Genomic DNA, 25679 nt, shown 5'->3' on the forward strand with positions numbered 1-25679 from the left:
TCAGGCAACCGGGCTCACTGCGGAGAGGCCATGCCGTTCGCCTGCCGTGACACTCCACGGGCCCGGGCCCTCTGGGCACAGGCCTCCCCGAACGCCCCGAGCAACGCCCGATAGAACGGAAAATCCCCCACATCGTGACAGGGGTGCCACTGCCACTCCGGGTGCCATTGTACGGCCAGGGTAAAGGCCGGTGCGTCGATGAGTGAAAACGCCTCCACCAGGCCATCCTCGGCAACCGCCTCCACCCGCAGGCCCGGTGCCAGGTCGCGGACACCCTGCTCGTGCAGGGAGTTGACGTAGACCGTCTCCGACTGGGGCCAGATTTGTGCCAGACGACCGCCCGGCTGGATGCGGATGTCATGGCCTGTCGTATATCGCTGATCCAGTGTCGTGGTCTTGTCTTCCCGGTGCTCCCGGAAGCGACCGGTGGTGTGCAGCTTCTGGTAGAGGGTGCCCCCCATGGCCACGTTCATTTCCTGGAACCCGCGGCAGATGCCCAGCACGGGCACACCGGCAGCCACCGCCGCGCGGATCAGGGGCAGGGTGGTGGCGTCCCGTTTGGGGTCGTGGGCTGTGCCCGGTTCACTGCCTTCGTCCCGGTAATGGTGGGGCTCGATATTGGAGGGTGATCCAGTGAGCAGGAGGCCGTCCAGCCGTTCCACCAGCTGTTGCAGCGGTAGCCCCGCCCCCAGGGCCGGGATGGCCACCGGCAGCCCGCCGGCGCCCTCGCTCACGGCACGGCTGTACTTCTCACCGAAGGTAAAAATCGGGTGCTCACCATCGCTGTGCTGGCTACAGGCGCTGATGCCAATCAGCGGATAGCAGGGGGTGTCAGGGGAGTTCGTTGTGTTCAATCGGTGCCTCCTTGAGGCAAATTGCCAGCGCCGCCCGGCCTGGTCAGGAATTGCGCAATTTCTAGCATGGGGCGACCCTCCGCGCCAGCGATTTCAATTGCCCGCCGCTACGGCATGTGCGTATCTTGCAAATGCACCCGGAAAACAGGATAAAGGACGCTGAGACACGCCTGTGCCGGTCCTTCTGCACGGGTTGAGTGTAAGTTCCGAAAGGCTTTCCTATGGGTTCTGGTTTTGCGAGCGTCGACGCCTTCCTTCAGGCGCACCCCGAGCTGCAGTTTGTCGACCTGCTGATTCCGGATATCAACGGTATTGTTCGCGGCAAACGGGTGGATCCATCGACCCTTACCAAGGTATTTGAGCGGGGCATTGCCCTGCCGGCGTCGATCTTTGCCCTGAATATCCAGGGCACCACGGTGGAGGAAACCGGCCTGGGCCTCGACATTGGCGAGGCCGACCGGGTCTGCCTGCCTATCGATGCCACCCTCACCATGGAACCCTGGCAAAAGCGGCCCACGGCGCAGCTGTTGCTGACCATGTTCGAGCTGGACCGGGAGACGCCCTTTTTCGCCGATCCGAGAGTCGTTCTGCAGAACATCGTCAAGCGCTTCGCCGACCTGGGCCTGACCCCGGTGGCCGCCTATGAGATGGAGTTCTACCTGATTGACCAGGAGAACCTGGCGGGCCGGCCCCAGCCGCCCAAGTCGCCCATTTCCGGCAAGCGCCCGGCGGGCACCCAGGCCTATTCCATCGATGACCTGGACGAGTACGCGGAGCTGCTGGCGGACGTGCTGGATGCGGCCCATGAGCAGGAATTGCCCGCCGACGCGCTGGTGGCCGAATCCGCCCCCGGCCAGTTCGAGGTGAACCTGCATTACGTCAATGACGCGGTGCGGGCCTGCGACCACGCCACCCTGCTCAAGCGCCTGATCAAGAACGTGGCCTACGACCATGAGATGGACACCACCTTCATGGCCAAGCCCTACCACAACCAGGCCGGCAGCGGCATGCACCTGCACGTGAGCCTGGTGGACAAGGACGGTCACAACGTCTTTGCGGGGGATGCCGAGCAGCCCAACGACATGCTGCGGTGGGCCGTTGGCGGGCTGGTGGCGACAATGAACGATGCCATGGCCCTGTTCTGCCCCAACATCAACTCCTATCGCCGGTTCAGCCCGGAATACTACGTGCCCAGCGCGCCGACCTGGGGCGTGGACAACCGCACCGCTTCCCTGCGTCTGCCCGGTGGCGACCCGGAGGCCCTGCGCATTGAGCACCGGGTGGCCGGCGCCGACGCCAACCCCTACCTGCTGATGGCGGCGGTACTGGCGGGCATCCACTACGGCATCACCAACCGCATCGAGCCACCGCCCATGACCGTGGGCAACGCCCATGAGCAGCACGAGGCCAGCCTGGTGAACAACCTGCGGGATGCGCTGCGGGAGCTGGGGCAGTCGCCGGTGATGGAAGAGTACCTGGGCCGCGACTTCCTGGACGTGTTTGTGGCCTGCAAGGAACATGAGTTGACTGAGTTCGAGATGACCATCTCGGACCTGGAATATCTCTGGTACCTTCACACGGTCTGACGAAAGTTACACCATAAAGAAAAACGGCGCCACGAGGGCGCCGTTTTTGTATCCACCGGAGGTTAGTCCAAAGCGATCCAGGTCGCCTTGAGTTCGGTGTACTTATCAAAGGCGTGCAGGGACTTGTCACGACCGTTGCCGGACTGCTTGAAGCCGCCAAAGGGCGCGGTCATATCGCCGCCGTCGTAATGGTTGATCCACACGCTGCCCGCCCGCAGGGCTTTGGCCACCTTGTGGGCGGTATTGAGGTTGGCCGTCCATACCGCAGCCGCCAGCCCATAGATGGAGTCGTTGGCAATGGCGATGGCTTCGTCGGCGGTATGGAAGCCGATCACCGACAGCACCGGCCCGAAGATCTCCTCCGTGGCAATGCGCATGGGGTTCAGCACGCCGTCAAAGACCGTAGGCTCGACAAACAGGCCACCGGTGTCTTCCATCAAGCGCTTGCCGCCCTGTACCAGCCTTGCGCCCTCGGCCTGGCCGATGTTGATGTAGTCGATGATGCGGTCCAGCTGGGCCTGGTCAACGATGGCACCGCAGGTGGTGGCCGGATCCAGCGGGTGGCCCGGGCGCCAGGTTGTCAGGGCGTCGCAGACCAGAGCAATGAACTCGCTGCGTACGCTCTCCTCCACCAGCAGGCGGCTGCCAGCGGTGCATACCTCACCCTGGTTGAAGGCAATGGCGCCCGCCGCCTCGGCGGCGGCTTTCTTCAGGTCCGGGGCGTCGGCGAAGACAATGTTCGGGCTCTTGCCACCGGCCTCCAGCCACACCCGCTTCATGTTGGACTGGCCGGCATAGATCATCAGTTGCTTGGCCACGTTGGTGGAGCCGGTGAATACCAGGCAGTCCACGTCCATATGCAGCGCCAGGGCCTTGCCCACAGTGTGGCCGTACCCGGGCAACACGTTGAACACGCCCGGCGGAATACCAGCCTCTTCCGCCAATGCCGCGAGACGTATGGCGGTCAGGGGCGATTTCTCCGACGGCTTGAGGATCACCGAGTTGCCGGTGGCCAGGGCCGGCGCAATCTTCCAGGACGCCATGATCATGGGGAAGTTCCAGGGCACGATAGCGGCCACCACCCCCATGGGCTCCCGGGAGATCATGCCGATCTGGTCATGGGGGGTGGCCGCCAGCTCACCGTAGACCTTGTCGATGGCTTCGGCGGTCCAGCGGATGGCCCGGGCCGTGGCAGGCACATCGATGGTGCGGGCGTGGTTGATGGGCTTGCCCATGTCCAGGGTTTCCAGCAGGGCCAGTTCGTCGCCATGTTTCTCCATCAGTTCGGCGAAGCGGATCAGCACACGCTTGCGCTTGGTGGGCGGTAACCGGCTCCAGATCCCCTGCTCAAAGGCACTGCGGGCGGCGATGACGGCCTGGTCGGCGTCGGCCGGTCCACAACTGGCCACCTGGAGCAGTTCACGACCATCCACCGGGCTGACACAAGGGAAGGTCTCGCCTTCACCGGCCCACTGGTAAACGCCGTTGATATAGGCCCGGCCTTCAATGGAAAGTTGATCGGCCAGGGATTGCCACTCCGCCTGAGAGGTCGGTGTAGCGATGCTGATTGGTGTGGAAAGCGTGGGAAGTTCGGACATGGATGCCTCGCAGGCAATGGAATCGGCCAATAACAGCGCACTATCAGCTTTCCCGGGGTGGCCCGCTATAGGTAAAAGAACGTGTCTTCCCGGGACGCGGGCGCTGACATAGACTGGCCTGACAGCCGCGCCTGCAGCTGCACCTCCTGACCTTGATGGCGCTATCCATGACCCAGTATCCCCCGGTTCCTTCCTACTATGCCGCTTCCGCCAATCCCGCGCCGGTGCGACCGTCGCTGCAGGGTCACTGCGAAGCCGATGTCTGTGTGGTGGGCGCTGGCTATACCGGTCTGTCCACCGCCCTGTTCCTGGCCGAGGCGGGGTTTAAGGTCGTGGTGCTGGAAGCGGCCACCGTGGGCTGGGGTGCCTCCGGGCGCAATGGCGGCCAGATCGTCAACAGTTTCAGCCGCGACCTGGATGCCATCGAGCGCCAGACCACGCCGGATCACCTGCGCCTGCTGGCGGGCATGGCCTTTGAAGGCGGCCAGATCATCCGCCAGCGGGTGCAGGACTACGACATCCAGTGCGACCTCAAGGAAGGCGGAATCTTTGCCGCCCTCAACCAAGGGCAGCAAAAACACCTGGAATCCCAGCAGGCCCTGTGGCGCCGGTTCGGTCATGACCAGCTGGAACTGCTGGACCGCGACGGCATCCGCGCGCGGGTCGGCACCGAGCGGTACATTTGCGGTGCCATCGACCACAGCGGCGGACATATCCATCCGCTGAACCTGGCATTGGGTGAAGCGGCGGCCCTGGAGTCCCTGGGTGGGGTGATCCATGAGTATTCAGAGGTCACCGCGGTGCACCCCGGCCAGCCTGCCATCGTTAAAACCGCAGAGGGTGAGGTCAGTGCCCGTTTCGTGGTGCTGGCAGGTAACGCCTACCTGGGCGGTCTGGTGCCGGAGCTGGGTGCCAAGTCCATGCCCTGCGGCTCCCAGATCATTGCCACCGAGCCCCTGGATGAAGCGGTCGCTCAACGACTGTTGCCCCGGGACAACTGCGTTGAGGACTGCAACTACCTGCTGGACTACTTCCGCCTGTCCGGCGACAAGCGCCTGATCTATGGCGGTGGGGTGGTCTACGGCGCCCGTGATCCGGCCAATATCGAACGGCTGCTCCGGCCCAATATGCTCAAGACTTTCCCGGAGTTGGCCAATGTGAAGGCGGACTATGCCTGGACCGGCAACTTCCTGCTGACCCTGTCGCGGCTGCCCCAGATGGGCCGCCTGCACGACAATGTGTTCTACTCCCAGGGCTGTTCCGGTCATGGCGTCACCTTCACCCATGTGGCGGGCAAGGCCCTGGCGCTGGCGATCCAGGGCCAGGCGGACCGGTTCGACGCCTTTGCCAGCCTGCCCCACTATCCGTTCCCCGGCGGGCGCCTGTTCCGGGTGCCGTTTACCGCTATCGGTGCCTGGTATTATGCGATTCGGGACAAGCTGGCGGTTTGAGCAATGGGGCTGGACTACCCGCGGTAGATGGACAGTTCTCGTTCATGGCGTTGCCGGTCGGGATCGGCAATTGATTCCGTCGCCTCGATGGTGGCGATGTAGTCCGGGGGTAGCCCGTTTTCCCGGGCACCGACAAGCACATGCTGCTTGTACCAGTGATAGGGCTTGAGTGTTCCGGTAAGACGAGTGGCGTAGTACATCCAGGCCTGGGCATGGCCCCAGGCCGTTTCCAGTTCCACCATCTTTTGCTCGTAGCCAAGGCCCAGGGCCTCGTGCCGGTCCAGGTCGGGTTTCTCATCGTCGGCGATCTCGTAGATCACACCGATGACCTGATCCTGCGGGTTGCCGGTTTCCTCGGCATCGCACTTGGCTGAGCCATCATTGGCCTTCTTATGAAAGCGAAGCCGGTGCTTTGCCAGGGTCGCGACCCCCATGAACCGCGCCGAGGGCACCCGGGCCTGGAGCCGCGCGCGGGACATATTGGAGCCATAGGTGAAGCAGAGCATTGTTACTCTTGTAGAGGGCCCAGAACGGTTATCAGCGATGTTCGGGTAACCTTACCTCTACCAGAGAACAGGCCTTGCCGTAACCCAGCGTTCTCTTGACTGAGGGCAGGAATCGGCTCGCGCCGATCGCCAGGGCCAGCTCCACCAACCCTTCCTCGCCATAGTCGCGTCTGATCGCCTGCCTCAGCTCTTCGTCATTGCCGGTTTTACCCACCAGTGCCCCAACGAACTCATAGACAATCTGAAGGTTGGCCGGAAGCTGATCCGGCCTGCGATCAATGACCGCCTGCAATATCTCGGGTGCGACATTGTCGCGAACCCCCAGGTTCACCTCCACCTGCACGCAGGTACCGCAATCCTCGTCACGGGCGGCCACGATGCGGGCAACGTGGTAGGCATCCGCGGGCAGGCCGCGACGATAATCGGAAATGGGGAAGATCTTTGCAAACCGGAGGAAGGCCCGCAGTGAGGTGTTGAGGATATGACGCATATAGTCATGGGATTCGCCCAGTTCCCGCTCGGCGGCGTCCAGCCGTTTGCTGGCCAATGCTCTTATCATCGTTCGCTCCCTTTTTGATCAGATGACGAACTGATCGTCTCCAATCTTTCCGCGGGGAGCAACTGTCCTTCCTGATGACAGATCAGGAGTCAGTTGGCTGAGTACCGTTGAGTTGAGCGAAGATGGATGTTGCCATCAGCCGATAGCCGCCCTCTCCGGGGTGGTAGCCATCTTCCGCCAGCAGTGAAGTGTCTGTCACTGTTTCATAGCGCAGGTAAAGAAATTCGTCAGGCTGTTGCCTGGCCAGTGATTGATACACCCCATCCAGCTGCCGTGCCCGCCAGCCCATCATCTGGCGCAGTGGTGAGGGTAACGCGGAAAACAGGTGCATGGGTGGCACGCTGAGCAATTGTATGGGGACCGGGTAACCGTGTTTCAGGGCTTGTCTCAATACCAGTAGCTGCTCGCGAAACCGGCTACGGGGTGTAAAACCGGTGGTGTCATTGACGCCCATGCTGAGCAGGACCACATCAGCGTCTGGCAGGCTTTCCAGCGGCAGCTTGTCGTTCAGTTCGGCCAGGGTGGCGCCGTTGATGCCGAAGGTGTGCCAGGCAATGGTCTGTCCGGTGCGTTCGTGCAGCAGGCGGGCGAGCTGGCTGGCCAGGCCCTGGTCGTGGCCTTGAACGCCAACGCCAGCAGCGGTGGATTCGCCAATCACCAGCACCCGCCGGTCCGGCGTTCCCTCACCGTATTGCCCGAAAGGATTGCCGCCGGCCTCGGGAAGCCGAATGGTGTTCCGACGGGCGTTTCGTCCCTGGTAGATCAGCAGGGGCGAGAGGCCGGCGGTGGTCAGCCAGAAGGGCAGGTGCATGGGTGATCGCTCATAACGAAAAGTCTTTGTGCAGCATACTCCAATGAACCGTGAGGGTCTGTTTATGGGACTCGTCCATCGGTAGTTACTGTGTTGGTCTTACTCATCCGTGTCCCCAAGCAACCCGTGCCATGGATCATCCGACAGTGGCTTCTCTTCCGGACGTGATGAAGCGGTGTCGCCGGTAGCTGGCGACCTGTCATCAAGAATTGCCATTACCTCCGACCGTTTTTCCCGGGGGATGAGCATGAGGTCGCTGTTCAATCCCTCAGCGACCAGTTCCAGGGTATCCAGCCGTGGATTACCCCTGGATTCCAGGCGTTGATATTGCTGGCGGGACATGCCGACCCTCAGCATCATGTCATGCTGTTTCAGGCCCAATGCCAAGCGTCGATGTTTAAGTTGTTCCAGTAATGAGGGCATAAGAAACTTATGTGTTGTCTTTTTAGGCTATAGAAACACACTAGTTGCTTTTTTAGAGTAAGGCAACAAATAAGTTTCATTCTGTCTGATTAAGCCCACGGTCGGCGAACGTGCAGACCGTGGGCCCGGGGATTGAGGATCAGGCTGTCTCTATTTCCATCTGTTCCACCAACTCATCATCCAGCTGGTTCGCTTTCCTGGCAGCAGGACGACTCTCCATGCGGCTGACGTAGTCCTGGAACACCTCGTTGGGTGGCAGGTTCTTCTGCATCATTTCCCACCACAGGTAGCTGCTCACCAGAACATCGGCGGCGGTGAACTGCTCACCGCAGATGTAGGGGGCTTTCTGAAGCGCCTGTTCCAGCGTCCGGATCACGTCTTCCAGGCGGCCACAGCCCACGGCCTGCACGTTGTCGTCATCGATGCGCCAGTCATAGGCCTTGGCGCTAGTGGCCATCTCATAGGGCCCTGCCATAAAGAACAGCCAGCGGTGGTAAGTGCCCCGTTCCCGGCTATCGACCGGCGGTGCCAGGCCCTTTTCCGGGAACTGGTCGGCCAGATAGGTGCAGATGGCGGCCACCTCGGTGACCACGGTATCGCCGTGCTTGATGGCCGGCACCTTACCCATGGGGTTGATGGCGAGGTATTCGGGTGTCTTCATGGCGCCTTCAAAATCCAGGATCCGGGTGTCATAGGGAATGCCCAGTTCTTCGAGCATCCAGCGAACCACACGACCGCGGGACATGGGGTTGGTGTAAAAGGTTAGTTCTGACATGACGTTTTCCTCTTCCTTGGTGATGGTTGTTACTGCTTGCAGAACCAGATTAGATTGGCAATAGGAGAGAATCGGTCCTAGATAAATGGGATCATGAAAAATTCATCATTGGCCCGCAAAAGGAAGCTGATCATGTCGGGACCTACGACGCGTGTATTGGCCGCGCTGGAGCTGCTGCAGTCCCGCCGGCAGATCAGCGGGGCAGAGCTGGCCGAACGCCTGCAGGTGGATCGGCGCACGGTACGGCGCTATATCTCGGTGCTGGAGGAGCTGGGCATTCCCGTCACCACCGAGCAGGGGCGCTACGGTGGCTACCGGCTGGTGGCCGGTTTCAAACTGCCGCCGATGATGTTCACCGATGAGGAAACTCTGGCCATCGCCCTCGGGCTGCTGGCGGCCCGGCAACTGGGGCTGGCCGCCTATGCACCCGCCATTGCCGGGGTGGAGGCCAAGCTGGAGCGGGTGATGCCGGACAACCTCAAGCGCCGGGTGCGCGGGGTTCGTGATACCACCCGGGTGATCCTGCCCCGGGGCGAGCCCAGCCTGGACGACCACGCCCTGCTGACCCTGACCAGTGCGGCGGAGGACAGCCTCCGTGTGACCTTCAACTATCATTCACCGGAGCGCGGCGTAATAGCTCGGAACATCGATACCTATGGCGTGGTCTTCCGGCAGGGGCGTTGGTATGTCATCGGGTTCTGTCACCTGCGCCAGGCCATGCGCTCCTTTCGGCTGGACCGGATTGATGGCGTGCGTGCGCAGACGGAGACCTTCCAGCGACCAGCGGGGTTCGATCCGGCCGAGTTCCTTCAGGATAGCCTGTCCTCCTGGGGCCAGACCCATGAGGTAAAGATACTGCTGCACACCGACCGAAAGACCCTGGCCGACCTCGGCACATTCATGCCCGAATGCGCCGGTTCATTCGATACCCATGATGACGGCTTGCTGATGCAGACCCACACCGACAGCTTCGAGTGGTTTGCCTGGTGGCTGTCGCAGTTGCCATTCCGGTTTACCATTCTGGCACCTGATGGCATGAAGGACGCACTGCGCAAGCATGCGCGACAGTTGTTGGAAGCCTGTTGACGGCTAACGGCTGAAAGGAGGCAAAAGACCGGGCACCGGGAATCAACCGGCGCCCGGCACTGTCGTCAGGCCGGTTCTGCTGTTCGCGTGGTCCGCAAACTTGCCTGTAGTTCCTCCACCAGTGAGTTCACCTGCCGTTCCGCTTCCGCCACTGAGGCCGCCAGCAATTCCCCGCCGGCTTCCTGGTTTTCGATGGCGATGTAATGGATATTGGTGACGCCAATAAACTCCAGCACCGTGGCCAGCCCCGGCTCCAGGTGATTCAGGTGGGCCAGCTCGCCGCCGGGCCCGAAACCCGCCCCGCCCCTGGATGAGAGAATCACCGCGTGACGGGGCCGGTCTGCCAGCAGCGGTGTGAATGGGTCCTCCGGCGTGGTGGGGTCGTAGTCCACGGTCCGGCCCAGGCGCACTACCTGGTCCACCCAGGCCTTCAGGGCCGCAGGCATGCCAAAGTTATAAAGCGGCGCACCAAACACCAGGATATCGGCAGCCACCAGTTCATCGATGAGCTGGTCGCTCTCCTCAAGGAACTCCGTCATCCAGGGTTCCTGATGCTCCGGCGGGGTGAAAGCCGAGGCAATCCAGTTATGGCTGACGAAAGTCGGTGGCGTCAGGCCGATGTCCCGGTGGGTAACCGTGTCCTCCGGGCGGTGGTAACGCCATTGGGTCACAAATTGATGGGTGAGGGCACGGCTGTGGGAGCCATGCTCGTCTTTGTCGGCAAGGCCGGGGCGGGCGCTGGCGTCCAGTCGCAGGATATGGGTCATGTCAGGCTCCTTCTGGTAACTTGAATTCATCTGTGATTGACAGCGAATTCAGCGTATCGCCATACTTCATGGAGCGACAAACGATCATTTCTTTCCCATTAGCATGAACTGGATTCATCCATGAGCCCGCGCCGACTCCCCTCGCTTTCCGCACTTCGTTCCTTCGAAGCCGCCGCCCGCCATGAAAGCGCCAAACAGGCGGCCCAGGAGCTGTCAGTGACCGCCACGGCCATCAGTCACCAGATCCGGGGGCTGGAAGAGGCTTTGGGCCTTGCCCTGTTCGTGCGTAAGCCCCGACAACTGGAACTCACGTCCCAGGGCCGGGAATTGCAGGAAGTGCTGGGGGCGGCCTTCGACAATATCGCCAACGCCGTCGACAGACTGACCACCGCCCCCCGACGTAACAGCGTCACCTTATCCACCACGCCGGCCATTGCCGTGCGCTGGCTGCTTCCATGGGTGTGTATGCTGCGGGACAAGAATCCGGAGATTGACCTGCGTATTCACGCCACTCACGAGTCGGTGGCGCTGGATGGCATAACAGCAGACCTGGCCATCCGCTATGGCGACGGCCGTTGGCCCGGACTGGTGGCGGAGAAGCTGATCGACAATACCTTCGTGCCCGTTTGCAGCCCGCACCTGAACCTGACGGATGTGGCTGATCTACCCAATCACACGCTGATTCACTTCCGCCCACAAGACATACCGCTCACACCACTGGACTGGTCCAGCTGGCAGAAGCAGGCCAGGGTGCCAGGGCTGGACGTGACTGCAGGGCTGGTGTTCTCGGATGAGACCCACGCTGTTTCGGCCGCGGTCGGTGGCCAGGGGGTGGCGTTACTGGGTCGCGAGCTGCTTGAGGATGAGTTGAATGAGGGCCGGCTGGTACAGCCGTTCGGGCCGGAACTGGCGGGCAAACCCTTCTATCTGGTGTACCCGGAGAGCCGCCAGGACGATCCCATTATTCGAGCCGTCCGGGACTGGGTGATGGCGGTGCCGGGTGGGTTGTGCCCGCTATCCCCTGAGCGGGTCTGATCCGTGCTCCCGCGCCTGGGCAGTCAGGATCAGAGAAAGTGGCTGCCGGCTGTCCGGGTGTACCGGTGCGTGGATGTTCGCCACCCGGTATCCACAGTCACCGAGCAGTCGTCGCCACCCGTCCAATGACCGGTAGTACCAGGGCATGGCCTGCCAGCTCCCCGGAAAGTTGCGGAAGTCCTCCTCGCGCCAGCCTTCCTGGTCCGGTCGGTCCACACCGGCGGGGTTTACCGTCTGAATGATCAACCGGCCCTGCGGCTTTAACAGGTCGTGCAGGGCGTTCAGCAGGGTCGAAAGGTGCTCCTGCAGCAGGGCAAAGTTAGCCACGATCACGTCGAATGGGCCGCCCACAAGCCCCGTACAGTCCACCAGATCCTGATAGCTGCCCTCTACAAAATCGCCGCCCCCGGCCGCCCGTGCCGCATCCACCAGCCCTGGAGAACCATCCACCCCGGTAGCGCGAACGCCTTGCCCCGCCAACGCCCGCACCAGCCAGCCTTCGCCGCAACCCAGGTCAAGAACCGTTGCAGGGTTGTGCTGCAGCACCGAATCGACAATGGCCTGGTTCGTCACCCGCTCCCGGCTCTCGATGGATCCGTCGCGTACAGCCTGAGTCCAGGCGTCGGCATTGGTGGTCCAGCTTTGAGCGATGGGGTCTTCAGGGTCGAGAGCCATTGGAACGACCATTGGTTGGGAATGGAGGACGGAAACCGGACAGCAGAAGTTCATCTCCGAAGACAATGTATAGTATCGACACAGAGTTCAGTTCGCCATTGGCCGCCAGAAAGCAACGGGCCACCATCGACATGTGATCGATAGCAGGAGCACCCATGACCGCCTACTTCATCCAGGCCTTTATCTACCTGATTGCCGCCGTTATCGCCGTGCCCCTGGCGACCCGCTTCGGGCTGGGGTCGGTGCTCGGCTATCTGGTGGCCGGCGTCGCCATCGGGCCGGTGATGGGGCTGGTGGGGCAGGAGACCACCACCATCCAGCATTTCGCCGAGTTTGGCGTGGTGATGATGCTGTTCCTGGTGGGCATGGAACTGGACCCGAAGGCGCTGTGGGCAGAAAAGAGCAAGCTGTTGGGGTTGGGTGGTCTGCAGGTGGGCCTGACCGCCGCTGCCGGGATGGCCATCGGGTTGTGGGCCGGTCTGGTCTGGCAGACGGCCCTGGCGGTGGGGTTCATCTTCGCGCTGTCGTCCACGGCTATCGTGTTGCAGACCCTTAATGAAAAGGGCCTGGCCCGATCCGAGGGCGGTCGCAGTGCCTTCTCGGTGCTGCTGTTCCAGGATGTGGCCGTGATCCCGATCCTTGCCCTGATACCGTTGCTGGCGTTACCGGAGCTGGTCGGTACCGGGGCCGGGACGGAGGCGCACGGGAGCAATGTCAGCCTAGTGGCTCATCTGCCGGCCTGGGCCCACGGGCTGGTGGTTATTGCGGCGATCGTCGGGGTGATTGTGGGCGGCTACTACCTCAGCCGGCCCCTGTTCCGCTATGTGTTGCAGTCAAGATTGCGGGAGGTATTCACCGCTACGGCCCTGATGCTGGTGATCGGCATCGCCGCACTGATGAGCCTGGTGAACCTGTCGCCGGCGCTGGGGGCGTTCCTCGCTGGCCTGGTGCTGGCCAACAGCGAGTTCCGCCATGAGCTGGAAGCCAATATCGAGCCCTTCAAGGGGCTGTTGCTGGGGTTGTTTTTTATCACGGTTGGGGCCGGTATCGACTTTGCCGTGCTGTCGGAACAGTGGGGGCTGGTGCTCGCGCTGGGGGCGGCGGTCATCGCGGTGAAAGCCCTGGTTCTGTTGATACTGGCGCTGCTGTTCCGCATTCGCGGCAGCAATGGCTGGCTGTTCACCCTGGGTCTGGCCCAGGCCGGTGAATTCGGTTTCGTGTTGCTGACCTACAGCGTACAGAACTCAGTGGTGCCACCGGACCTGGCCAAGATCCTGTCCCTGGTGGTGGCGTTATCCATGTTCCTGACCCCGGTATTGTTTATCCTTTACGAGCGGGTGGTGCTGCCCCGGTATCGTCGTACCACCAATGACGAGCGTGAGGCGGACGCCATCGACGAACACGCGCCGGTGATCGTCGCTGGGGTGGGCCGCTTCGGTCAGATTGTCTGCCGCCTATTGCGGGCCAATAACATTGCCGCCGTGGTGCTGGACCATGAAATCGAACAGATCGAGAATGTCCGGCGGATTGGCATCCGCAGCTATTTTGGCGATGCCAGCCGGACAGACTTGCTGGAGACGGCGGGCATCGCCCAGGCCCGTTTGCTGGTGGTGGCCATCGATGACCGCGAACGCTCGGTCAGGATGGTAGAGCACGTCAAGCAGTTCTATCCCGGAGTCTGGGTCCTGGCCCGGGCCTTCGACCGGGGGCACGGTTACCGGCTGCGGCAGGCCGGCGCGGATGATGTGGTCCGGGAGACCTACCATTCCGCCCTGGAAATGGGCGGCCACGCCATGACGGCCCTCGGGGTGCACCCGCTGCGTTCACGGCAGATGACCTGGGCGTTCCAGCAGAACGAGGAGGCCCACGATGACGACCTCTACGAAGCCTGGAAGGACATTGAATCCGGTATCCATTTCAGCTCCCGCTACGGTGAACTGTTCATGAAACTCGAGGAAACCCTGAGCGGTGTGATGCAGAGCGACTGGGATGAGCCCAGCCGGGAGGATGTTCCCATCTGGACCCCACCCAGGGAGGATTGATCAATGACGCAAACGGATACACCACCGTATATTGGCCCGCACGATCAGGTCGTACTGTTCGACGGCGTCTGCAAACTCTGCAACGGCTGGGCAAAGTTCCTGATCCGCCACGACCATCAGCGGCGATTCCGGCTGGCGTCGGTGCAGTCACCCCAGGGACAGGCTTTGCTGGAGTGGTGTGGCATGCCCACCGACCACTACGAAACCCTGGTGCTGATCAGCGAGGGCCGGGCCCATGTGCGCTCCGACGCCATCCTCAGTATCCTGGGTGGCTTGCCCATGCCCTGGCGGTTGGGCCTGGTTGGCCGGGTTATCCCGCGCCTGATACGAGACTGGCTCTACGTCCGTATTGCCCGTAATCGCTACCGGTTGTTCGGCAGGTACGACAGCTGCCTGATACTGACGCCGGACCACAGGAGTCGTTTTCTGGATGAATAAGGCCTCGCCCGTTCTGTCGATATGCCGGTTTTCCCTGGGGTTTGTCTGGATCTATCAGGGCGTTGTGCCCAAGTGGCTGGGGCCCCATACGGACGAGTTGGCCATGAATGTGCTGGCGGGATTCACGCCCATCCAGGCACCGGTGATTTCCTATATCGCGGGTACGGTTGAGCTACTGCTGGGACTTGCCATTCTGGTTTGGCATCAACACCGCTGGCCCTATGCCGTATCGGCGGTTTTCATTGCCGGGCTGTATCTGTTCACGGTGGTGATGGCCAGCCAGTTCCTGCTCTCTGCCTTCAACGCCACCACGGTCAATCTGGCCGTGTTCTCGCTATCGGCAGTTGCGCTCATGGAGTTGCGACGGATGGATGCAGAAGCCGCGCGCTTAAAGAAAGGATAATCGGCAACGTGTGGTTTATCCTTGTCCCACCCATAGTGTCCCGGTACGCCCGGGCAAGAACAAAGCGCCAAACAAGGAGCCCCCAATGACCAACGTCCCCCAGCTGACCGATGCCCTGCTGACCCTGGAAAACCGGGTCGCCACCCTGACCCTGAACCGCCACGACCTGCGCAACGCCCTGACCGGCTCGGCCCTGATCGACGATATCGTCACCACCGCCGACTGGGTCAACCACTGCGAGGATGTCTCCGTACTGGTGATCACCGGCGCGGGTTCCGCGTTCAGCGCCGGCGGCAACGTTCGCGATATGGCGGAGCGGGGTGGCGACTTTGCCGGTGACGTGGCCGAGTGTGCAGAGCGTTACCGCAAGGGCATCCAGCGTATCCCGCTGGCCCTGCAGGGTGTGGAAGTGCCCATCATCGCCGCGGTCAACGGCCCGGCCATCGGTGCGGGCTTTGACCTGGCCAATATGGCGGATATCCGTATCGCCTCCGAAAAGGCCAAGTTCGGCGAGACCTTCCTGAACCTGGGCATCATCCCCGGCGACGGCGGTGCCTGGTTCATGCAGCGCCTGATTGGCTACCAGCGCGCCTTCGAGCTGACCCTGTCCGGTCGCATTGTGGAAGCCAGCGAAGCGAAGGAACTGGGCATCGTCATGGAAGTGGTGCCGGCAGACGAACTGCTGCCCAACACCATGAAACTGGCCACTCGCATCGCCGCCCAGCCCCCCAAGGCCACCCGCCTCACCAAGCGCCTGATGAAAATGGCCCAGCGCATGGAGTTGAAGGACTTCCTCGACGTTTGTGCGGTGTTCCAGGGTATGTGCCACAACGAGCCGGAGCATCTGGAAGCGGTCAACCGGATGCTGGAGTCCATGGCGAAGAAATAGATACAGATAATTCTTTGGCCTGGGAAGAATGATGCTTATGTATGGTGGTCTGATCGGGCTGAGCCAGACAACATGCGAATTCCGTGTGCACTTCTCTCCCAGGCGGATTACGCTAAAGTATTGTGAACAATTTGATGGTGGGACGGGATCTACAGACGGCGTCGGTCCCTGATTGACCTCGTTGAGGGCCCGTTACCCTCACCGTATACTGAAAATCATACGGAAGATTAGTCCACTGAAAAGGAGTTTCAGCCATGTCTGTCATGGTAACTGTCACACGTAAGTGGCAAACCGACCATTCCACGATCAGCCATTTTGTTATTCCTGATGCTAAAGATGGTGAACTGCGCGAAGGATACTTCCTCGAACGACCGGGTCCGGATACTACGGAGTCGGGCCTTCGTCTAAGGATTCCTGAAGGTACCTATCAACTGAAATGGCAAACCCGAACCAGCCTCCCTGGTGTCAGGCCCCACCTTCCACTGCCCTGGTTATTCAACGACAAGGTACCCGCAAATCGGTTCATCTATGTCCATAACGGGAACTATCCCGATAATACCGATGGTTGCCTGCTGATAGGTTATACGCACTCCGAGGATTTTGTGGGCCGCAGTGTCGATGCGCTCCGGGCGTTCAAGAAATATCTCGACCGGGTTGGTATCGACACGGTTCGATTAAAGATCACCTCCGACTATGAGTGATCAGAAATACAGGAGCGGTTCACATATGAAGATGAATCAGGTTCAACCACTTTTTATCCAGGTTTTAGCCTTTCTCGCAATGGCAGTCGGAATGGCCCCCATGCAGGCTGCGACAGCTGGGCAGCAAAGCCAGTTGGAAGTCAGTGTTCCGGAAGAAAGTGAACTTACATATGATCGGAAAGAAGCCAATCCGGATTTCATCGATTTCAGTGGTGAGGTGGAGCAAACCGGGGTACTCCTGGCCTATTGGGAACTCCTGTATATGGAGACCGGGCCTTTGGAGGACAGTGAGCCGCTGCGCAACCTGAAGTTCAGGTTTTACCCCGGTCCTGATAGCAGGCAGGCTCTGCCGTCAATCGCTTATACCAGCCGCAATGAGCAGTCCCCATTGGACCGTATCTTTATCTATCATACTCGCTCCCAGGACAGCATGCTGGATGAGTTTTTCAGCGAGTTTGACCAGTCCGATCCAGAGGCTAGACAGCTGCTCGATGCTTTTCAGGATTTGCCCCCGGGCTTTCTTGAGAATCAAGAGGGAAAGGCGGTACAACCGGTAACCATCACCCTGTCAGGTCTTGCGTCATTTGTTGAAGGTGGGCATCTGTTTACTTTTGGTCAGGTGACTTCCGTGAAGTCGCTGTCGTTGGAGGATTACGCATTGGCGCTGATTCAGGATGCGCAATCGGGCGACTATCTCGCCCGCCCATGGGACTATCGTTTACAGGCACCGGACGCAACGGCTCTCTATCAGCAGCCCGGAGGCGCCAGGCTGACCGACATTCCGGCCGGCACGCATACAATTACCCGCCTGGAGCCAGTTCAGAGTGGATGGGTGAAGGTTCGGTACCAGGATGAGCAATCCGGAAAAGAACTGACAGGCTATATGGATGCCCGCGAGGTGCAGCCGGTCAATTGATCCTTGCTATCTGGAAGCTATAAAACCGGTGCTGAATTTTATGGCGAACAGGTGACTTGGACCTCTGGATAGCAGGATGCTCATCTTGGAGAGTTAGCTCAACCTGTCGTCAAGAATTGGACTGCCAGTGCGGATTTTTGGAGCTTCCTGATTGCGGTGAGTTAATAGGTTTTCGGGTTTCTCTCTGATAATGTTGCATTGTTGAGTTATTTATTTCGAATCAGGATATGGAAATCATAAGGACATGAAAAAAATTATATACGGGTGCGTCGCCGTGTTGGTGATCGCTATCGCACTTTTCATGACGTTTGGGCCTGCCTTTACTTTCAGCTCCTACACCATTGACTTCTCATCCGGCTCGCCAGCAGAAGACGCACTGGAAACCTTTCCAATTCCACAGCCCTACAGCAGAGTCGGTGATATTGAGGTCGTTGGGCCGGAGGGAACCATGCCTGAGATAGCAACGCTGCGGTTTCTGGTTGCCGATGAAGATGAATTGCCAGAGATAAAGTCCCACTATCAAGAACTGTGTCAGAGGAACGACTTCCAGTTCCCTGATGAAAGGCTCCAGTCCATGGATCCGGAGCTGCTATGCGTGAAGCAGGGTAAACGCCGATATTCGGTGATTTTTTCGCCGAGCTGCTCGGACTCAAACTGTGAAGTGCAGTTATCTGTCAGGGTGATTTAACTTAACCGTGTTCCGAAAAGGAGTTTCAGAATGACCGATCGAGCCGATATTGAACCCACCCAACCCAGAGGCTGGCGACGTTTAAGCTACACCTATCATTGTGGATGGGTTGATTGGGGCCATGCATTGCCGGACGGAGCTCTTGGCCTGCTGTCCAAATTGAAGAGTCAGAAGGCTGACAATGATTTGCTTAACTCTGCGGATGTCACGTTGAACGGCAAGCCAGCCTTTGTGATCGGATATGGCCAGGAAATGGGCGCTTTGGGAATCCGGGTTTCTGCTCGTCGTCACTGGGTGGTCCAGAAGGGGTTAAGTCAGGCTCAGCTCGAAAGTGTCGGTCTTGCCATTTATCTGAGCGCGTCGTTCGATTTCGAGAATCTGCAGGGAACCTTCCCATTCTCACTCGTGGCCGGTGGGAGTAGTTTTAGTACCGAGGATCTGGTTTCCAATGTGATTGGTTTCTATAGCGCTGCCCGAGCCATATCCCAGGATCGGATGAGAACATTGTGTGGTGAGGTGTCTGTGGATGAGAGCTACCGAATTTGGGATGAGCATACTCCCAATGGCTTTTCCGAACACAAGAACAGGACGACGACACCGGTTCTGTTTCCGACTCAGTATGCGCCTTCGGAATCGGAAGCCCCTGTCTTTCCCGCAGCGCTCAGTTCGATAAAAGCTGCCAGGCAGGGAGAAAACTGGGCGAGACTCAAGAGCCGCTTTCTGGATCCTGGTGTCGCCAGTGGAAGAATTCCCGCTGATATTTTGTCGGATGGTTCGGTAAGAATACGACGGGGTAACGCCAGGCATGAAAGGCCAACCCAATAGTTGTTTGAGGTTGAATATACCTTGCCGGGTACTGCTTCCTCTTGCCCGGCAAGCCCCTGAGGCAGATGTGCTGGATTCGAGAACCCTAAGCCGATTGACTGACCCTTGCTTCTGCCCCCGTCGCCAACTCCACCCCCATCACCGTCTGCAACTTCTCCAACTGACTCTGCAGCATTCCAATAGGCCGGGTGCCCTCCAGGGTGAGGGCAATGTCCAGCGCGTCGCCGCTGCTTTCCATGGCCATCTTCGCAATCCGGAAGCCGCGGATGCGCACTACCTGGCACAGGCGTTCCAGGGCGGCAGCCTCTTGGGTCATGCGGCAGTGTATCTGGTAGCTGGGTGTGTCCTGTGTGTTGGCGTTCATGCCACGTGCTCCTTGTTTGTGCTTCGTTTGCGTTGTGATTCATCAATGATGTCGGTGTTGCTGGCGCCGGGTTTGACGATGGGCCAGACGTTTTCCTCCCGGGCGATGGCCACGTGCAGCAGCATCGGGCCCTGGTAGGCGAGCAGGGTTTCGATGCCCCGGCGGATCTGGTCGGTGCGGTTGATGTGCAGGGCGTGGATGTCGAACGCCTTCGCCATGGTGAGGAAGTCCGGGTTATCGTCCAGGTCGATCTGGCTTTCCCGGTTGCCGTAGAACAGCTCCTGCTGCTGGCGGACCATGCCCAGGCACTGGTTGTCGAGGATGATCAGCTTGACCGGCAGGTTGTAGCGGCGGATGGTGGCCAGCTCCTGGGCGTTCATCATGAAGGAGCCGTCGCCGGTGACATTGATAACCGTGCTGGTGCGATCAGCGAACTGCGCACCAATGGCCGCCGGCAGGCCGAACCCCATGGTGCCCAGGCCACCGCTGGTCAGGTGATGGCGGGGGCTGGCGAAGTGATAATGCTGGGCCACCCACATCTGGTGCTGGCCAACGTCGCATGAGATCACCGTGTCGTCCGGGGTGATCCGGGACAGCTGGCGGATAAACGCCGGGCCGATGATGGGCGCGTAGGGGTCTTCGTTATCCGCAGCGTGGAACCCGCCGGTGGTGTGCCAGGTGCGGCACTGGCGCTGCCATTCCTCGATGGCCAGTGGTTGGTCTTCAAGCGAACGGGTGAAAGCGTCCAGAATGCCATTGAGTTCACCCCGGATGGCGATATCAGCCGGTCGCAGCTTGTTGAGTTCGGCGGCATCGGCGTCGATGTGGATCATGCGGGCATTGGGGGCGAACCCCTCCAGTCTTCCAGTGGCGCGGTCATCCAGCCGGGCGCCGATAACCAGCAGCAGGTCGCACTCATTCACGGCCCGGTTGGCGGCCCGGGAGCCGTGCATGCCCAGCATCCCAAGGTCCGTCGGATGGTTGCGGCCGGTGTTGCCCAGTCCTTTCAGGGTGGCTACTGCCGGCAGGCCGGAGGCCTGGGCGAACGTCCGGAAGGCTGCCTCGGCATTGGCAAGGGAAATGCCGCCGCCGCTGTACAGCAGGGGCCTTTGGGCCTTGCGGAGCTGGCTCAGGGCAGCGGTGATATCCGCCGGCGACTCTGCTGCCTGCGCCGGTTCCGGAAGTGCAGTGGCGATGATATCGGCCAGCTGGATATCCTTGGGGATGTCGATCCATACCGGGCCGGGTCGACCGCTTGCGGCCAGTTGGAACGCCTCCTCCATGATGCCCGGAAGGTCATCGGCCCGGTCGACCAGGTAACTGTGCTTGACGATGCCCAGGGTCATGCCCAGTACGTCGGTTTCCTGAAACGCATCGGTGCCGATCAGGGCGGAGGGCACCTGGCCGGTAATGACCAGCATGGGGACGGAATCCCGGTGGGCGTTGGCAACCCCCGTAATCAGGTTGGTGGCACCGGGGCCGGAGGTGGCTATGCAGACACCGGTTTTACCGCTGGCCCGGGCGTAACCATCGGCTGCCAGGGCGCAGGCCTGTTCGTGGCGGCACAGCACATGCTCCACACCCACAGCGTCCACCAGGGCATCGTATAGCGGCATGATACAGCCGCCGGGGTAGCCGAATACGGTGTCGATGTGGTGGCGGCGAAACGCCTCCAGGATGTGTTGTGCGCCGTTCATGGTGTTTCCCTCTGGTTTTTCTGGCGGCAAAAAAAAGCCCCCGGGACCTTTCGGTGCCGGGGGCTTCTGGTGTCTCTTCGGTCTGTCAGTCAGTCAACCGCTTGTCCACGCAAACGCCCCCGGATGGCACCACGACCACCAGGACTAGCTTTACGATGACAATAACGGCGTTCAGATTCATTGCGTTCGGATTCACTGACTGAATTTGACTGACTAAAACCTAACCTGATCAGTGGCCGTGGCGCAAGCTTTTTCTGTGGGGTTGAAATTTAATCAAATGATTATATGCTGTTTGATCATTTGATTAAAACCCGGAAAAATCTCCATGAGTGTGCACACAGGCCCGTTCGGGCGTCCTATTTTCCTGTCAGTTGTAACGATACTGGCGTCGGGCCTGGCCGGCTGTCTGTCGCCGGAGGATCCGGCGACGCAGACCAGCGCCCCGAGGGTTGTGGACACGGCCCTGGTGGCTCCCGCTAACGGCCCGGAACAGGTCATTCTTTCCGGCCAGGTGCGTGCCAGCGAGCACACCCGGCTGAGTTTCGAGGTGGGTGGCGAGGTTCGTTCACTAACGGTGGATGTGGGCGATACGGTAGCCAAGGGGCAGGTGCTGGCCGTTCTGGACAAGAGGCGCTATGAACTTGGCCATGAGCAGGCGCTGGCATCGGAGCGGGAAGCCGCGGCCGCGCTCAAGGAGGCGCGCCTTGATTATCAGCGCCAGTCGGATCTGGCGGACCGCGGGTACGGCAGCCCGTCCCGGGTGGATAGCGCCACGGCGGCCCTGGACAGTGCCCGCTACCGGCATCAGGCGGCGGTGGCCTCACGACGGATAGCTGAAAGGGATCTGGCGCAGACGGAGCTCAAGGCTCCCTTCGAGGGCACCGTCAGCGAACGCCTGGCGGAACCGGCGGAGCGGGTGACGGCAGGCCAGCCGGTGCTGGCAGTGATTTCCGACAGGGAAGGCTACGAGGTCGAGACCAGTGTGCCGGAAACCCTGGTCGGCCATCTGGCGGTCGGGTCCGGGCAACAGGTGAGTATGCCCGCACTGGGTGTGGGCCGCATACCGGCGACCATCCATCAGATCGGCTCCCAGCCCCGGTCTGCCAATAACTATCCTCTTACCCTTATCCTGGAGGAGTCGGTGCCGGGGCTGCGTTCTGGCATGACGGCCCAGGTGCATCTGTCCCTGACACAGCCGAAGGATGGTGACGCCGCTGGCGGTTTCCTGGTTCCGCTGACGGCCCTGGTCCATGACGGCAACAAACAGGCGCACTTGCTGAGGGTCGGGCTACAGCAGACATTGGAGCGAGTGGAGGTAGAGGTGCTATCCACTGTCGGTAACCAGGCCGTGGTGGCCGGGCCACTGGACACCGGCGAGCGGATTGTCGCCCGTGGCCCGGAATTCGTGGCGGCAGGTGACCGCGTGTCAATACTGGGCGCTGGCCCGGAACGGTTCCACTGAGGTGCCCATGAACCTGTCCCAGCTGGCGTTCCGATATCGTCCCGTTGTCGTGCTGACCACCCTCCTGGCCGTGGTCTACGGCGCCTTCAGCTATTTTTCGCTGCCCACCCGCGAAGACCCCGAAGTGCTGGTCCGTGAGGGGGTGATCACCACGGAATACCCGGGCCTGTCCGCCGAGGAAGTGGAGCAGATGATCACCAAGCCCCTGGAAGCCAGCGTACGCATGGTGGGGGAGGTTGAGGACATCCGCTCCACCTCGATGCGGGGCCGGTCCATCATCCACGTGGTCATCCACGACCGTTACTTCAATCTGGACCAGATCTGGGATGAGGTGCGGGAACGGATTGATGCGGCCCGTGGCGACCTGCCCCAGGGTGCCGGCGCACCCCACCTGAACGACGACTTCGGCGATGTGGCCGTGGTCACCGCCGCCCTGACCTCCGACGACTTTACCCAGGCGGAACAGCTGCAGATGGCGGAGCATATCCGGGCTGAACTCTACGGTATCGACGGCATTCGCAAGATCGAGCTGATCGGTGTCCAGCCCGAGCGTATCTTCGTGGAGTTGCCGGTGGAGCGCATGGCCGAGCTGGGCCTGTCGCCCCAGGCCCTGGCCGACCAGCTGGAGAAACGCAATATCCTGCCGCCCGGCGGGGTGATCGAATCCGGTGAGCAGCGGTTTGCCCTGCAGGTCAGTGGCGGCTTCCACAGCCTGGAAGCCCTGCGCCAGGCGGAGATCCAGTTGCCGGAAGGGGGCACGCTGCGGCTGCAGGACCTGGGCGAGGTGAGCCAGGGCTATGTGGACCCGGTGCAGCGCCCCGCCTATTTCAACGGTGAGCGGGCCATCGTGCTGGCGGTGTCGATGCTGGAAGGCCACAGCGTGCTGGATTTCGGCCAGGCGGTGAAGAATGCCATCGAGGCTGTCCGGCCCACACTACCGGCGGGGTATGACCTGCAGATCATGACCTTCCAGGCGGAACAGGTGGCCAATGCCGTTTATGGTGTTACCGCCAGCATGCTGCAGACCCTGGCCATTGTGCTGGCGGTAGTGGTGCTGTTCCTGGGCGTACGCACCGGCCTCATTGTGGGTTCGATCATCCCCGGGGTGATGCTGGTTACCCTGGCGGTGATGGGCATGATGGACATGACCCTGGAACGCATGAGCCTGGCGACCCTGGTCATCGCCCTGGGGCTGCTGGTGGACAATGCCATCGTGGTGGCCGAAGACTTCAAGACCCGCCTGGAGGCCGGGGCAAGCCGCAACCATGCTCTGCAGCAGACCGGCAGCGAACTGGCGATGCCGCTGCTGTCATCGAGCCTGACCACCATCCTGGTCTTCCTGCCGCTGATGCTGGCGGAGCACGTGGCCGGGGAGTACACCCGGTCCATCTCCATTGTTATCGCCATTACTCTGCTGGCATCCTGGCTGCTGTCCCTGACGGTAACGCCGATTCTCTGCTATCGCTTCCTGAAATTACCTGCAAAGGGTTCCGGCCAGGGCGAGACAGCAACGCCATCCCCCGGGCTGTCAGACCGCCTTTTCCGTCGCCTGGCCGCTGTTTATGAGCGTCTTTTACGAGCTGTCCTGCACCACCGTAAGAGCTTCCTGATGTTGATGCTGGTGGCGTTTGTCATCGGTGTGGGGCTGATGCAGGTGGTGCCGAAGAAATTCTTTCCGGATTCCGATCGCAGCCAGGTGCTGGTCTACGTGGACTTTCCCTCGGACATTGCGCCCAGTGTGGCGGACGACAGGATCCGGCAGATCAGTGATCTGCTCTCCGGCGACGACAACCCCCATGTGAGTAGCGTTGCCGCCTACCTGGGGTTTGGTGGCCCCCGTTTTGTACTGTCACTGACCCCCATCGATCCGGCGCCCAACAAGGGCTTCCTGGTGCTGAACGTGAGTGACGCCGACCAGATGGATGGCGTCCTGGATAACACCCGACAGCTGCTGATGACCCGCCACCCTTCCGTGTCCGCCCAGGTCACCCGCATGTTCCTGGGGCCGTCGGACAGCAATCTGCTGGAGGTGCAGGTCAAGGGGCCGGATCGTGAGGTCTTGTTCGAATCAGCGGCTAAAGTGGAGCAAATCCTTGCGGATCTGCCCGCTTCCCTGGATGTGCGTCAGAGCTGGGAGGCACGTATCCCGTCACTGCATATCGAGGTGGACCAGGCCCGGGCCCGCCGTGCCGGTGTCAGCTCCGCCGATATCGCGCGCTCCCTCAAGGGTGCCATCGACGGCTACCGCATCACGGATTTCCGCGAAGGCGACCGCCATATCCCGGTCATGCTGCGATATCAGGAAGCCGGTCGCGAGAGCCTGGAACGGCTGCGCTCGCTTACGGTCTACCCGGTGGATGCTCCCGGCGAGGGCGTGGCCCTGAACCAGGTGGCGGAGATCACCCTGTCCAATGGCTACTATCGCATCGACCGGGAGGACCTGAAGCGGGTGATCACCGTAGAGGCCCGCAACAGGCGCTACACCGCGGAGGAGATGGTACCCCGGGTGAAACCGGCGCTGCGGGAGCTGGAGGCCAGCCTGCCGCCTGGCTATGTGGTGGAATTTGACGGGGTGGTGAAGCAGTCCGCCGAAGGCCGTGCCGCCCTGCAGGCGAACCTGCCCCTGTGCCTGGGGCTGGTCATGGTGTTGCTGGTGGCGCAGTTCAATTCCTTCCGCCGGCCCCTGCTGATCGTGGCGACGATTCCGCTGGTGATCCTCGGCGTGGCGGTGGGGCTGCTGGTATTGCGGGCCAATTTCGGGTTCATGGTGCTGCTGGGGATCTACAGCCTGGCGGGGATTATCATCAATAACGCCATCGTGCTGATCGACCGCATCGACCTGAACCGGCAGGAGGAACCGGACATGCCGATCACGGAAGCCGTGGTGGAGGCGTCGGTGCGACGGCTGCGGCCCATCCTGATGGCAACCATCACCACCATCCTCGGCTTCCTGCCGCTGATCATCGGACGTGATCCGCTGTTCTACGGCATGGCCAGCGCCATGGCCTTTGGCCTCGCGCTTGGTACGGTGATGAGCCTGGGCATGGTGCCGGTGCTGTACACGTATTTCTTCGGGCGTGAATCCGGCAGACTGGCACCCACTGAGATCGCCGGAAGGAGTGAATGAG

25 protein-coding genes are annotated in these 25679 nt (G+C 61.0%); 14 read left to right on the plus strand and 11 right to left on the minus strand.

The genetic code is table 11. The annotated features are described in order from the left end of the window. Positions 1-14: 14 nt before the first annotated feature. Positions 15-854, minus strand: coding sequence for a gamma-glutamyl-gamma-aminobutyrate hydrolase family protein (locus ACFOZ5_RS01840; protein WP_379885021.1), 840 nt, complete (start codon positions 852-854; stop codon positions 15-17). 221 nt (positions 855-1075) lie between these two features. On the opposite strand from ACFOZ5_RS01840, the gene ACFOZ5_RS01845 reads away from it, so the two are divergent. Next, positions 1076-2440, plus strand: coding sequence for a glutamine synthetase family protein (locus ACFOZ5_RS01845; RefSeq protein ID WP_379885022.1), 1365 nt, complete (start codon positions 1076-1078; stop codon positions 2438-2440). A 62-nt stretch (positions 2441-2502) separates the two neighbouring features. Here ACFOZ5_RS01845 and ACFOZ5_RS01850 read toward each other — a convergent pair whose 3' ends face one another. After that, positions 2503-4038, minus strand: a complete 1536-nt coding sequence (locus ACFOZ5_RS01850) for an aldehyde dehydrogenase (RefSeq protein ID WP_379885023.1) — start codon at positions 4036-4038, stop codon at positions 2503-2505. Positions 4039-4205: 167 nt separating this feature from the next. Here ACFOZ5_RS01850 and ACFOZ5_RS01855 point away from each other — a divergent pair, with 167 nt between their 5' ends. After that, positions 4206-5489, plus strand: a complete 1284-nt coding sequence (locus ACFOZ5_RS01855; RefSeq protein WP_379885024.1) for an NAD(P)/FAD-dependent oxidoreductase — start codon at positions 4206-4208, stop codon at positions 5487-5489. A 14-nt stretch (positions 5490-5503) separates the two neighbouring features. On the opposite strand, the gene ACFOZ5_RS01860 is transcribed toward ACFOZ5_RS01855, so the two are convergent. From ACFOZ5_RS01860 to ACFOZ5_RS01880, 5 genes are all read right to left on the minus strand, one after another. Next, positions 5504-5995, minus strand: coding sequence for a gamma-glutamylcyclotransferase family protein (locus ACFOZ5_RS01860; RefSeq protein ID WP_379885025.1), 492 nt, complete (start codon positions 5993-5995; stop codon positions 5504-5506). 31 nt (positions 5996-6026) lie between these two features. Next, positions 6027-6554, minus strand: coding sequence for a hypothetical protein (locus tag ACFOZ5_RS01865; protein WP_379885026.1), 528 nt, complete (start codon positions 6552-6554; stop codon positions 6027-6029). A gap of 82 nt (positions 6555-6636) precedes the next feature. Further along, positions 6637-7365 carry an SGNH/GDSL hydrolase family protein gene (locus ACFOZ5_RS01870; protein WP_379885027.1) on the minus strand — a complete coding sequence of 243 codons (729 nt, stop codon included), beginning with the start codon at positions 7363-7365 and terminating at the stop codon, positions 6637-6639. Positions 7366-7464: 99 nt separating this feature from the next. Next, complete coding sequence (locus ACFOZ5_RS01875) at positions 7465-7788, minus strand: helix-turn-helix domain-containing protein (RefSeq protein WP_379885028.1); 324 nt, start codon at positions 7786-7788, stop codon at positions 7465-7467. Positions 7789-7927: 139 nt separating this feature from the next. After that, positions 7928-8563 carry a glutathione S-transferase family protein gene (locus tag ACFOZ5_RS01880; RefSeq protein ID WP_379885029.1) on the minus strand — a complete coding sequence of 212 codons (636 nt, stop codon included), beginning with the start codon at positions 8561-8563 and terminating at the stop codon, positions 7928-7930. A 132-nt stretch (positions 8564-8695) separates the two neighbouring features. On the opposite strand from ACFOZ5_RS01880, the gene ACFOZ5_RS01885 reads away from it, so the two are divergent. Next, positions 8696-9649 (plus strand): helix-turn-helix transcriptional regulator, encoded by a 954-nt coding sequence (locus tag ACFOZ5_RS01885; protein WP_379885030.1) that lies wholly within the window; start codon positions 8696-8698, stop codon positions 9647-9649. Between the two features lie 65 nt (positions 9650-9714). On the opposite strand, the gene ACFOZ5_RS01890 is transcribed toward ACFOZ5_RS01885, so the two are convergent. After that, entirely contained in the window at positions 9715-10416 is a 702-nt protein-coding gene (locus tag ACFOZ5_RS01890) for an FMN-dependent NADH-azoreductase (protein ID WP_379885031.1), read from the minus strand. Between the two features lie 120 nt (positions 10417-10536). Between ACFOZ5_RS01890 and gcvA the strand changes: the two genes are divergently transcribed. Further along, entirely contained in the window at positions 10537-11451 is a 915-nt protein-coding gene (gcvA, locus tag ACFOZ5_RS01895) for a transcriptional regulator GcvA (protein ID WP_379885032.1), read from the plus strand. Here the strand turns inward: gcvA and ACFOZ5_RS01900 are convergent. After that, on the minus strand, positions 11431-12126 hold the full coding sequence (locus tag ACFOZ5_RS01900; protein WP_379885033.1) for a class I SAM-dependent methyltransferase: 696 nt from the start codon (positions 12124-12126) through the stop codon (positions 11431-11433). The genes gcvA and ACFOZ5_RS01900 overlap by 21 nt on opposite strands. A gap of 155 nt (positions 12127-12281) precedes the next feature. Between ACFOZ5_RS01900 and ACFOZ5_RS01905 the strand changes: the two genes are divergently transcribed. The 8 genes from ACFOZ5_RS01905 (at position 12282) to ACFOZ5_RS01940 (ending at position 19028) form a co-directional block, all read left to right on the plus strand. After that, positions 12282-14168 (plus strand): monovalent cation:proton antiporter-2 (CPA2) family protein, encoded by a 1887-nt coding sequence (locus tag ACFOZ5_RS01905; RefSeq protein WP_379885034.1) that lies wholly within the window; start codon positions 12282-12284, stop codon positions 14166-14168. A gap of 3 nt (positions 14169-14171) precedes the next feature. Continuing rightward, entirely contained in the window at positions 14172-14606 is a 435-nt protein-coding gene (locus ACFOZ5_RS01910) for a thiol-disulfide oxidoreductase DCC family protein (RefSeq protein ID WP_379885036.1), read from the plus strand. Further along, positions 14599-15009: a DoxX-like family protein gene (locus ACFOZ5_RS01915; RefSeq protein WP_379885037.1), complete on the plus strand. Its 411-nt coding sequence runs from the start codon at positions 14599-14601 to the stop codon at positions 15007-15009. The genes ACFOZ5_RS01910 and ACFOZ5_RS01915 overlap by 8 nt, the downstream gene beginning before the upstream one ends. Before the next feature lie 85 nt (positions 15010-15094). After that, positions 15095-15898, plus strand: coding sequence for an enoyl-CoA hydratase-related protein (locus tag ACFOZ5_RS01920; RefSeq protein ID WP_379885038.1), 804 nt, complete (start codon positions 15095-15097; stop codon positions 15896-15898). 254 nt (positions 15899-16152) lie between these two features. Beyond that, positions 16153-16599: a DUF5675 family protein gene (locus ACFOZ5_RS01925; RefSeq protein ID WP_379885040.1), complete on the plus strand. Its 447-nt coding sequence runs from the start codon at positions 16153-16155 to the stop codon at positions 16597-16599. A 25-nt stretch (positions 16600-16624) separates the two neighbouring features. Beyond that, a complete protein-coding gene (locus tag ACFOZ5_RS01930; RefSeq protein ID WP_379885042.1) occupies positions 16625-17515 on the plus strand; it encodes a hypothetical protein in 891 nt (296 codons plus the stop codon). A 244-nt stretch (positions 17516-17759) separates the two neighbouring features. Then, positions 17760-18203 carry a hypothetical protein gene (locus ACFOZ5_RS01935; RefSeq protein ID WP_379885043.1) on the plus strand — a complete coding sequence of 148 codons (444 nt, stop codon included), beginning with the start codon at positions 17760-17762 and terminating at the stop codon, positions 18201-18203. 30 nt (positions 18204-18233) lie between these two features. Continuing rightward, positions 18234-19028, plus strand: coding sequence for a hypothetical protein (locus ACFOZ5_RS01940; RefSeq protein ID WP_379885044.1), 795 nt, complete (start codon positions 18234-18236; stop codon positions 19026-19028). Positions 19029-19113: 85 nt separating this feature from the next. Here ACFOZ5_RS01940 and ACFOZ5_RS01945 read toward each other — a convergent pair whose 3' ends face one another. Further along, positions 19114-19392 carry an ACT domain-containing protein gene (locus ACFOZ5_RS01945; RefSeq protein ID WP_379885045.1) on the minus strand — a complete coding sequence of 93 codons (279 nt, stop codon included), beginning with the start codon at positions 19390-19392 and terminating at the stop codon, positions 19114-19116. Then, positions 19389-21089 carry an acetolactate synthase 2 catalytic subunit gene (ilvG, locus tag ACFOZ5_RS01950; protein WP_379885046.1) on the minus strand — a complete coding sequence of 567 codons (1701 nt, stop codon included), beginning with the start codon at positions 21087-21089 and terminating at the stop codon, positions 19389-19391. The genes ACFOZ5_RS01945 and ilvG overlap by 4 nt, the downstream gene beginning before the upstream one ends. 325 nt (positions 21090-21414) lie before the next feature. On the opposite strand from ilvG, the gene ACFOZ5_RS01955 reads away from it, so the two are divergent. Beyond that, positions 21415-22551: an efflux RND transporter periplasmic adaptor subunit gene (locus ACFOZ5_RS01955; RefSeq protein WP_379885048.1), complete on the plus strand. Its 1137-nt coding sequence runs from the start codon at positions 21415-21417 to the stop codon at positions 22549-22551. 7 nt (positions 22552-22558) lie between these two features. After that, positions 22559-25678 carry an efflux RND transporter permease subunit gene (locus ACFOZ5_RS01960; protein WP_379885049.1) on the plus strand — a complete coding sequence of 1040 codons (3120 nt, stop codon included), beginning with the start codon at positions 22559-22561 and terminating at the stop codon, positions 25676-25678. Position 25679 lies beyond the last annotated feature (1 nt).

The organism is Marinobacter lacisalsi (genome assembly GCF_042651045.1).
In the GTDB taxonomy this organism is placed as follows: domain Bacteria; phylum Pseudomonadota; class Gammaproteobacteria; order Pseudomonadales; family Oleiphilaceae; genus Marinobacter; species Marinobacter lacisalsi.

Excerpts from the sequence above, each read along its gene's own strand:
- ACFOZ5_RS01915 (WP_379885037.1), top strand. The coding sequence starts at position 14,599 with ATGAATAAGGCCTCGCCCGTTCTGTCGATATGCCGGTTTTCCCTGGGG.
- ACFOZ5_RS01955 (WP_379885048.1), top strand. The coding sequence starts at position 21,415 with ATGAGTGTGCACACAGGCCCGTTCGGGCGTCCTATTTTCCTGTCAGTT.
- ACFOZ5_RS01845 (WP_379885022.1), top strand. The coding sequence starts at position 1,076 with ATGGGTTCTGGTTTTGCGAGCGTCGACGCCTTCCTTCAGGCGCACCCC.
- ACFOZ5_RS01885 (WP_379885030.1), top strand. The coding sequence starts at position 8,696 with ATGTCGGGACCTACGACGCGTGTATTGGCCGCGCTGGAGCTGCTGCAG.
- ACFOZ5_RS01960 (WP_379885049.1), top strand. The coding sequence starts at position 22,559 with ATGAACCTGTCCCAGCTGGCGTTCCGATATCGTCCCGTTGTCGTGCTG.
- ACFOZ5_RS01890 (WP_379885031.1), bottom strand. The coding sequence starts at position 10,416 with ATGACCCATATCCTGCGACTGGACGCCAGCGCCCGCCCCGGCCTTGCC.
- ACFOZ5_RS01945 (WP_379885045.1), bottom strand. The coding sequence starts at position 19,392 with ATGAACGCCAACACACAGGACACACCCAGCTACCAGATACACTGCCGC.
- gcvA (WP_379885032.1), top strand. The coding sequence starts at position 10,537 with ATGAGCCCGCGCCGACTCCCCTCGCTTTCCGCACTTCGTTCCTTCGAA.
- ACFOZ5_RS01935 (WP_379885043.1), top strand. The coding sequence starts at position 17,760 with ATGAAAAAAATTATATACGGGTGCGTCGCCGTGTTGGTGATCGCTATC.
- ACFOZ5_RS01880 (WP_379885029.1), bottom strand. The coding sequence starts at position 8,563 with ATGTCAGAACTAACCTTTTACACCAACCCCATGTCCCGCGGTCGTGTG.
- ACFOZ5_RS01900 (WP_379885033.1), bottom strand. The coding sequence starts at position 12,126 with ATGGCTCTCGACCCTGAAGACCCCATCGCTCAAAGCTGGACCACCAAT.
- ACFOZ5_RS01905 (WP_379885034.1), top strand. The coding sequence starts at position 12,282 with ATGACCGCCTACTTCATCCAGGCCTTTATCTACCTGATTGCCGCCGTT.
- ACFOZ5_RS01860 (WP_379885025.1), bottom strand. The coding sequence starts at position 5,995 with ATGCTCTGCTTCACCTATGGCTCCAATATGTCCCGCGCGCGGCTCCAG.
- ACFOZ5_RS01940 (WP_379885044.1), top strand. The coding sequence starts at position 18,234 with ATGACCGATCGAGCCGATATTGAACCCACCCAACCCAGAGGCTGGCGA.
- ACFOZ5_RS01925 (WP_379885040.1), top strand. The coding sequence starts at position 16,153 with ATGTCTGTCATGGTAACTGTCACACGTAAGTGGCAAACCGACCATTCC.
- ACFOZ5_RS01875 (WP_379885028.1), bottom strand. The coding sequence starts at position 7,788 with ATGCCCTCATTACTGGAACAACTTAAACATCGACGCTTGGCATTGGGC.
- ACFOZ5_RS01910 (WP_379885036.1), top strand. The coding sequence starts at position 14,172 with ATGACGCAAACGGATACACCACCGTATATTGGCCCGCACGATCAGGTC.
- ilvG (WP_379885046.1), bottom strand. The coding sequence starts at position 21,089 with ATGAACGGCGCACAACACATCCTGGAGGCGTTTCGCCGCCACCACATC.
- ACFOZ5_RS01930 (WP_379885042.1), top strand. The coding sequence starts at position 16,625 with ATGAAGATGAATCAGGTTCAACCACTTTTTATCCAGGTTTTAGCCTTT.
- ACFOZ5_RS01870 (WP_379885027.1), bottom strand. The coding sequence starts at position 7,365 with ATGCACCTGCCCTTCTGGCTGACCACCGCCGGCCTCTCGCCCCTGCTG.
- ACFOZ5_RS01850 (WP_379885023.1), bottom strand. The coding sequence starts at position 4,038 with ATGTCCGAACTTCCCACGCTTTCCACACCAATCAGCATCGCTACACCG.
- ACFOZ5_RS01865 (WP_379885026.1), bottom strand. The coding sequence starts at position 6,554 with ATGATAAGAGCATTGGCCAGCAAACGGCTGGACGCCGCCGAGCGGGAA.
- ACFOZ5_RS01855 (WP_379885024.1), top strand. The coding sequence starts at position 4,206 with ATGACCCAGTATCCCCCGGTTCCTTCCTACTATGCCGCTTCCGCCAAT.
- ACFOZ5_RS01920 (WP_379885038.1), top strand. The coding sequence starts at position 15,095 with ATGACCAACGTCCCCCAGCTGACCGATGCCCTGCTGACCCTGGAAAAC.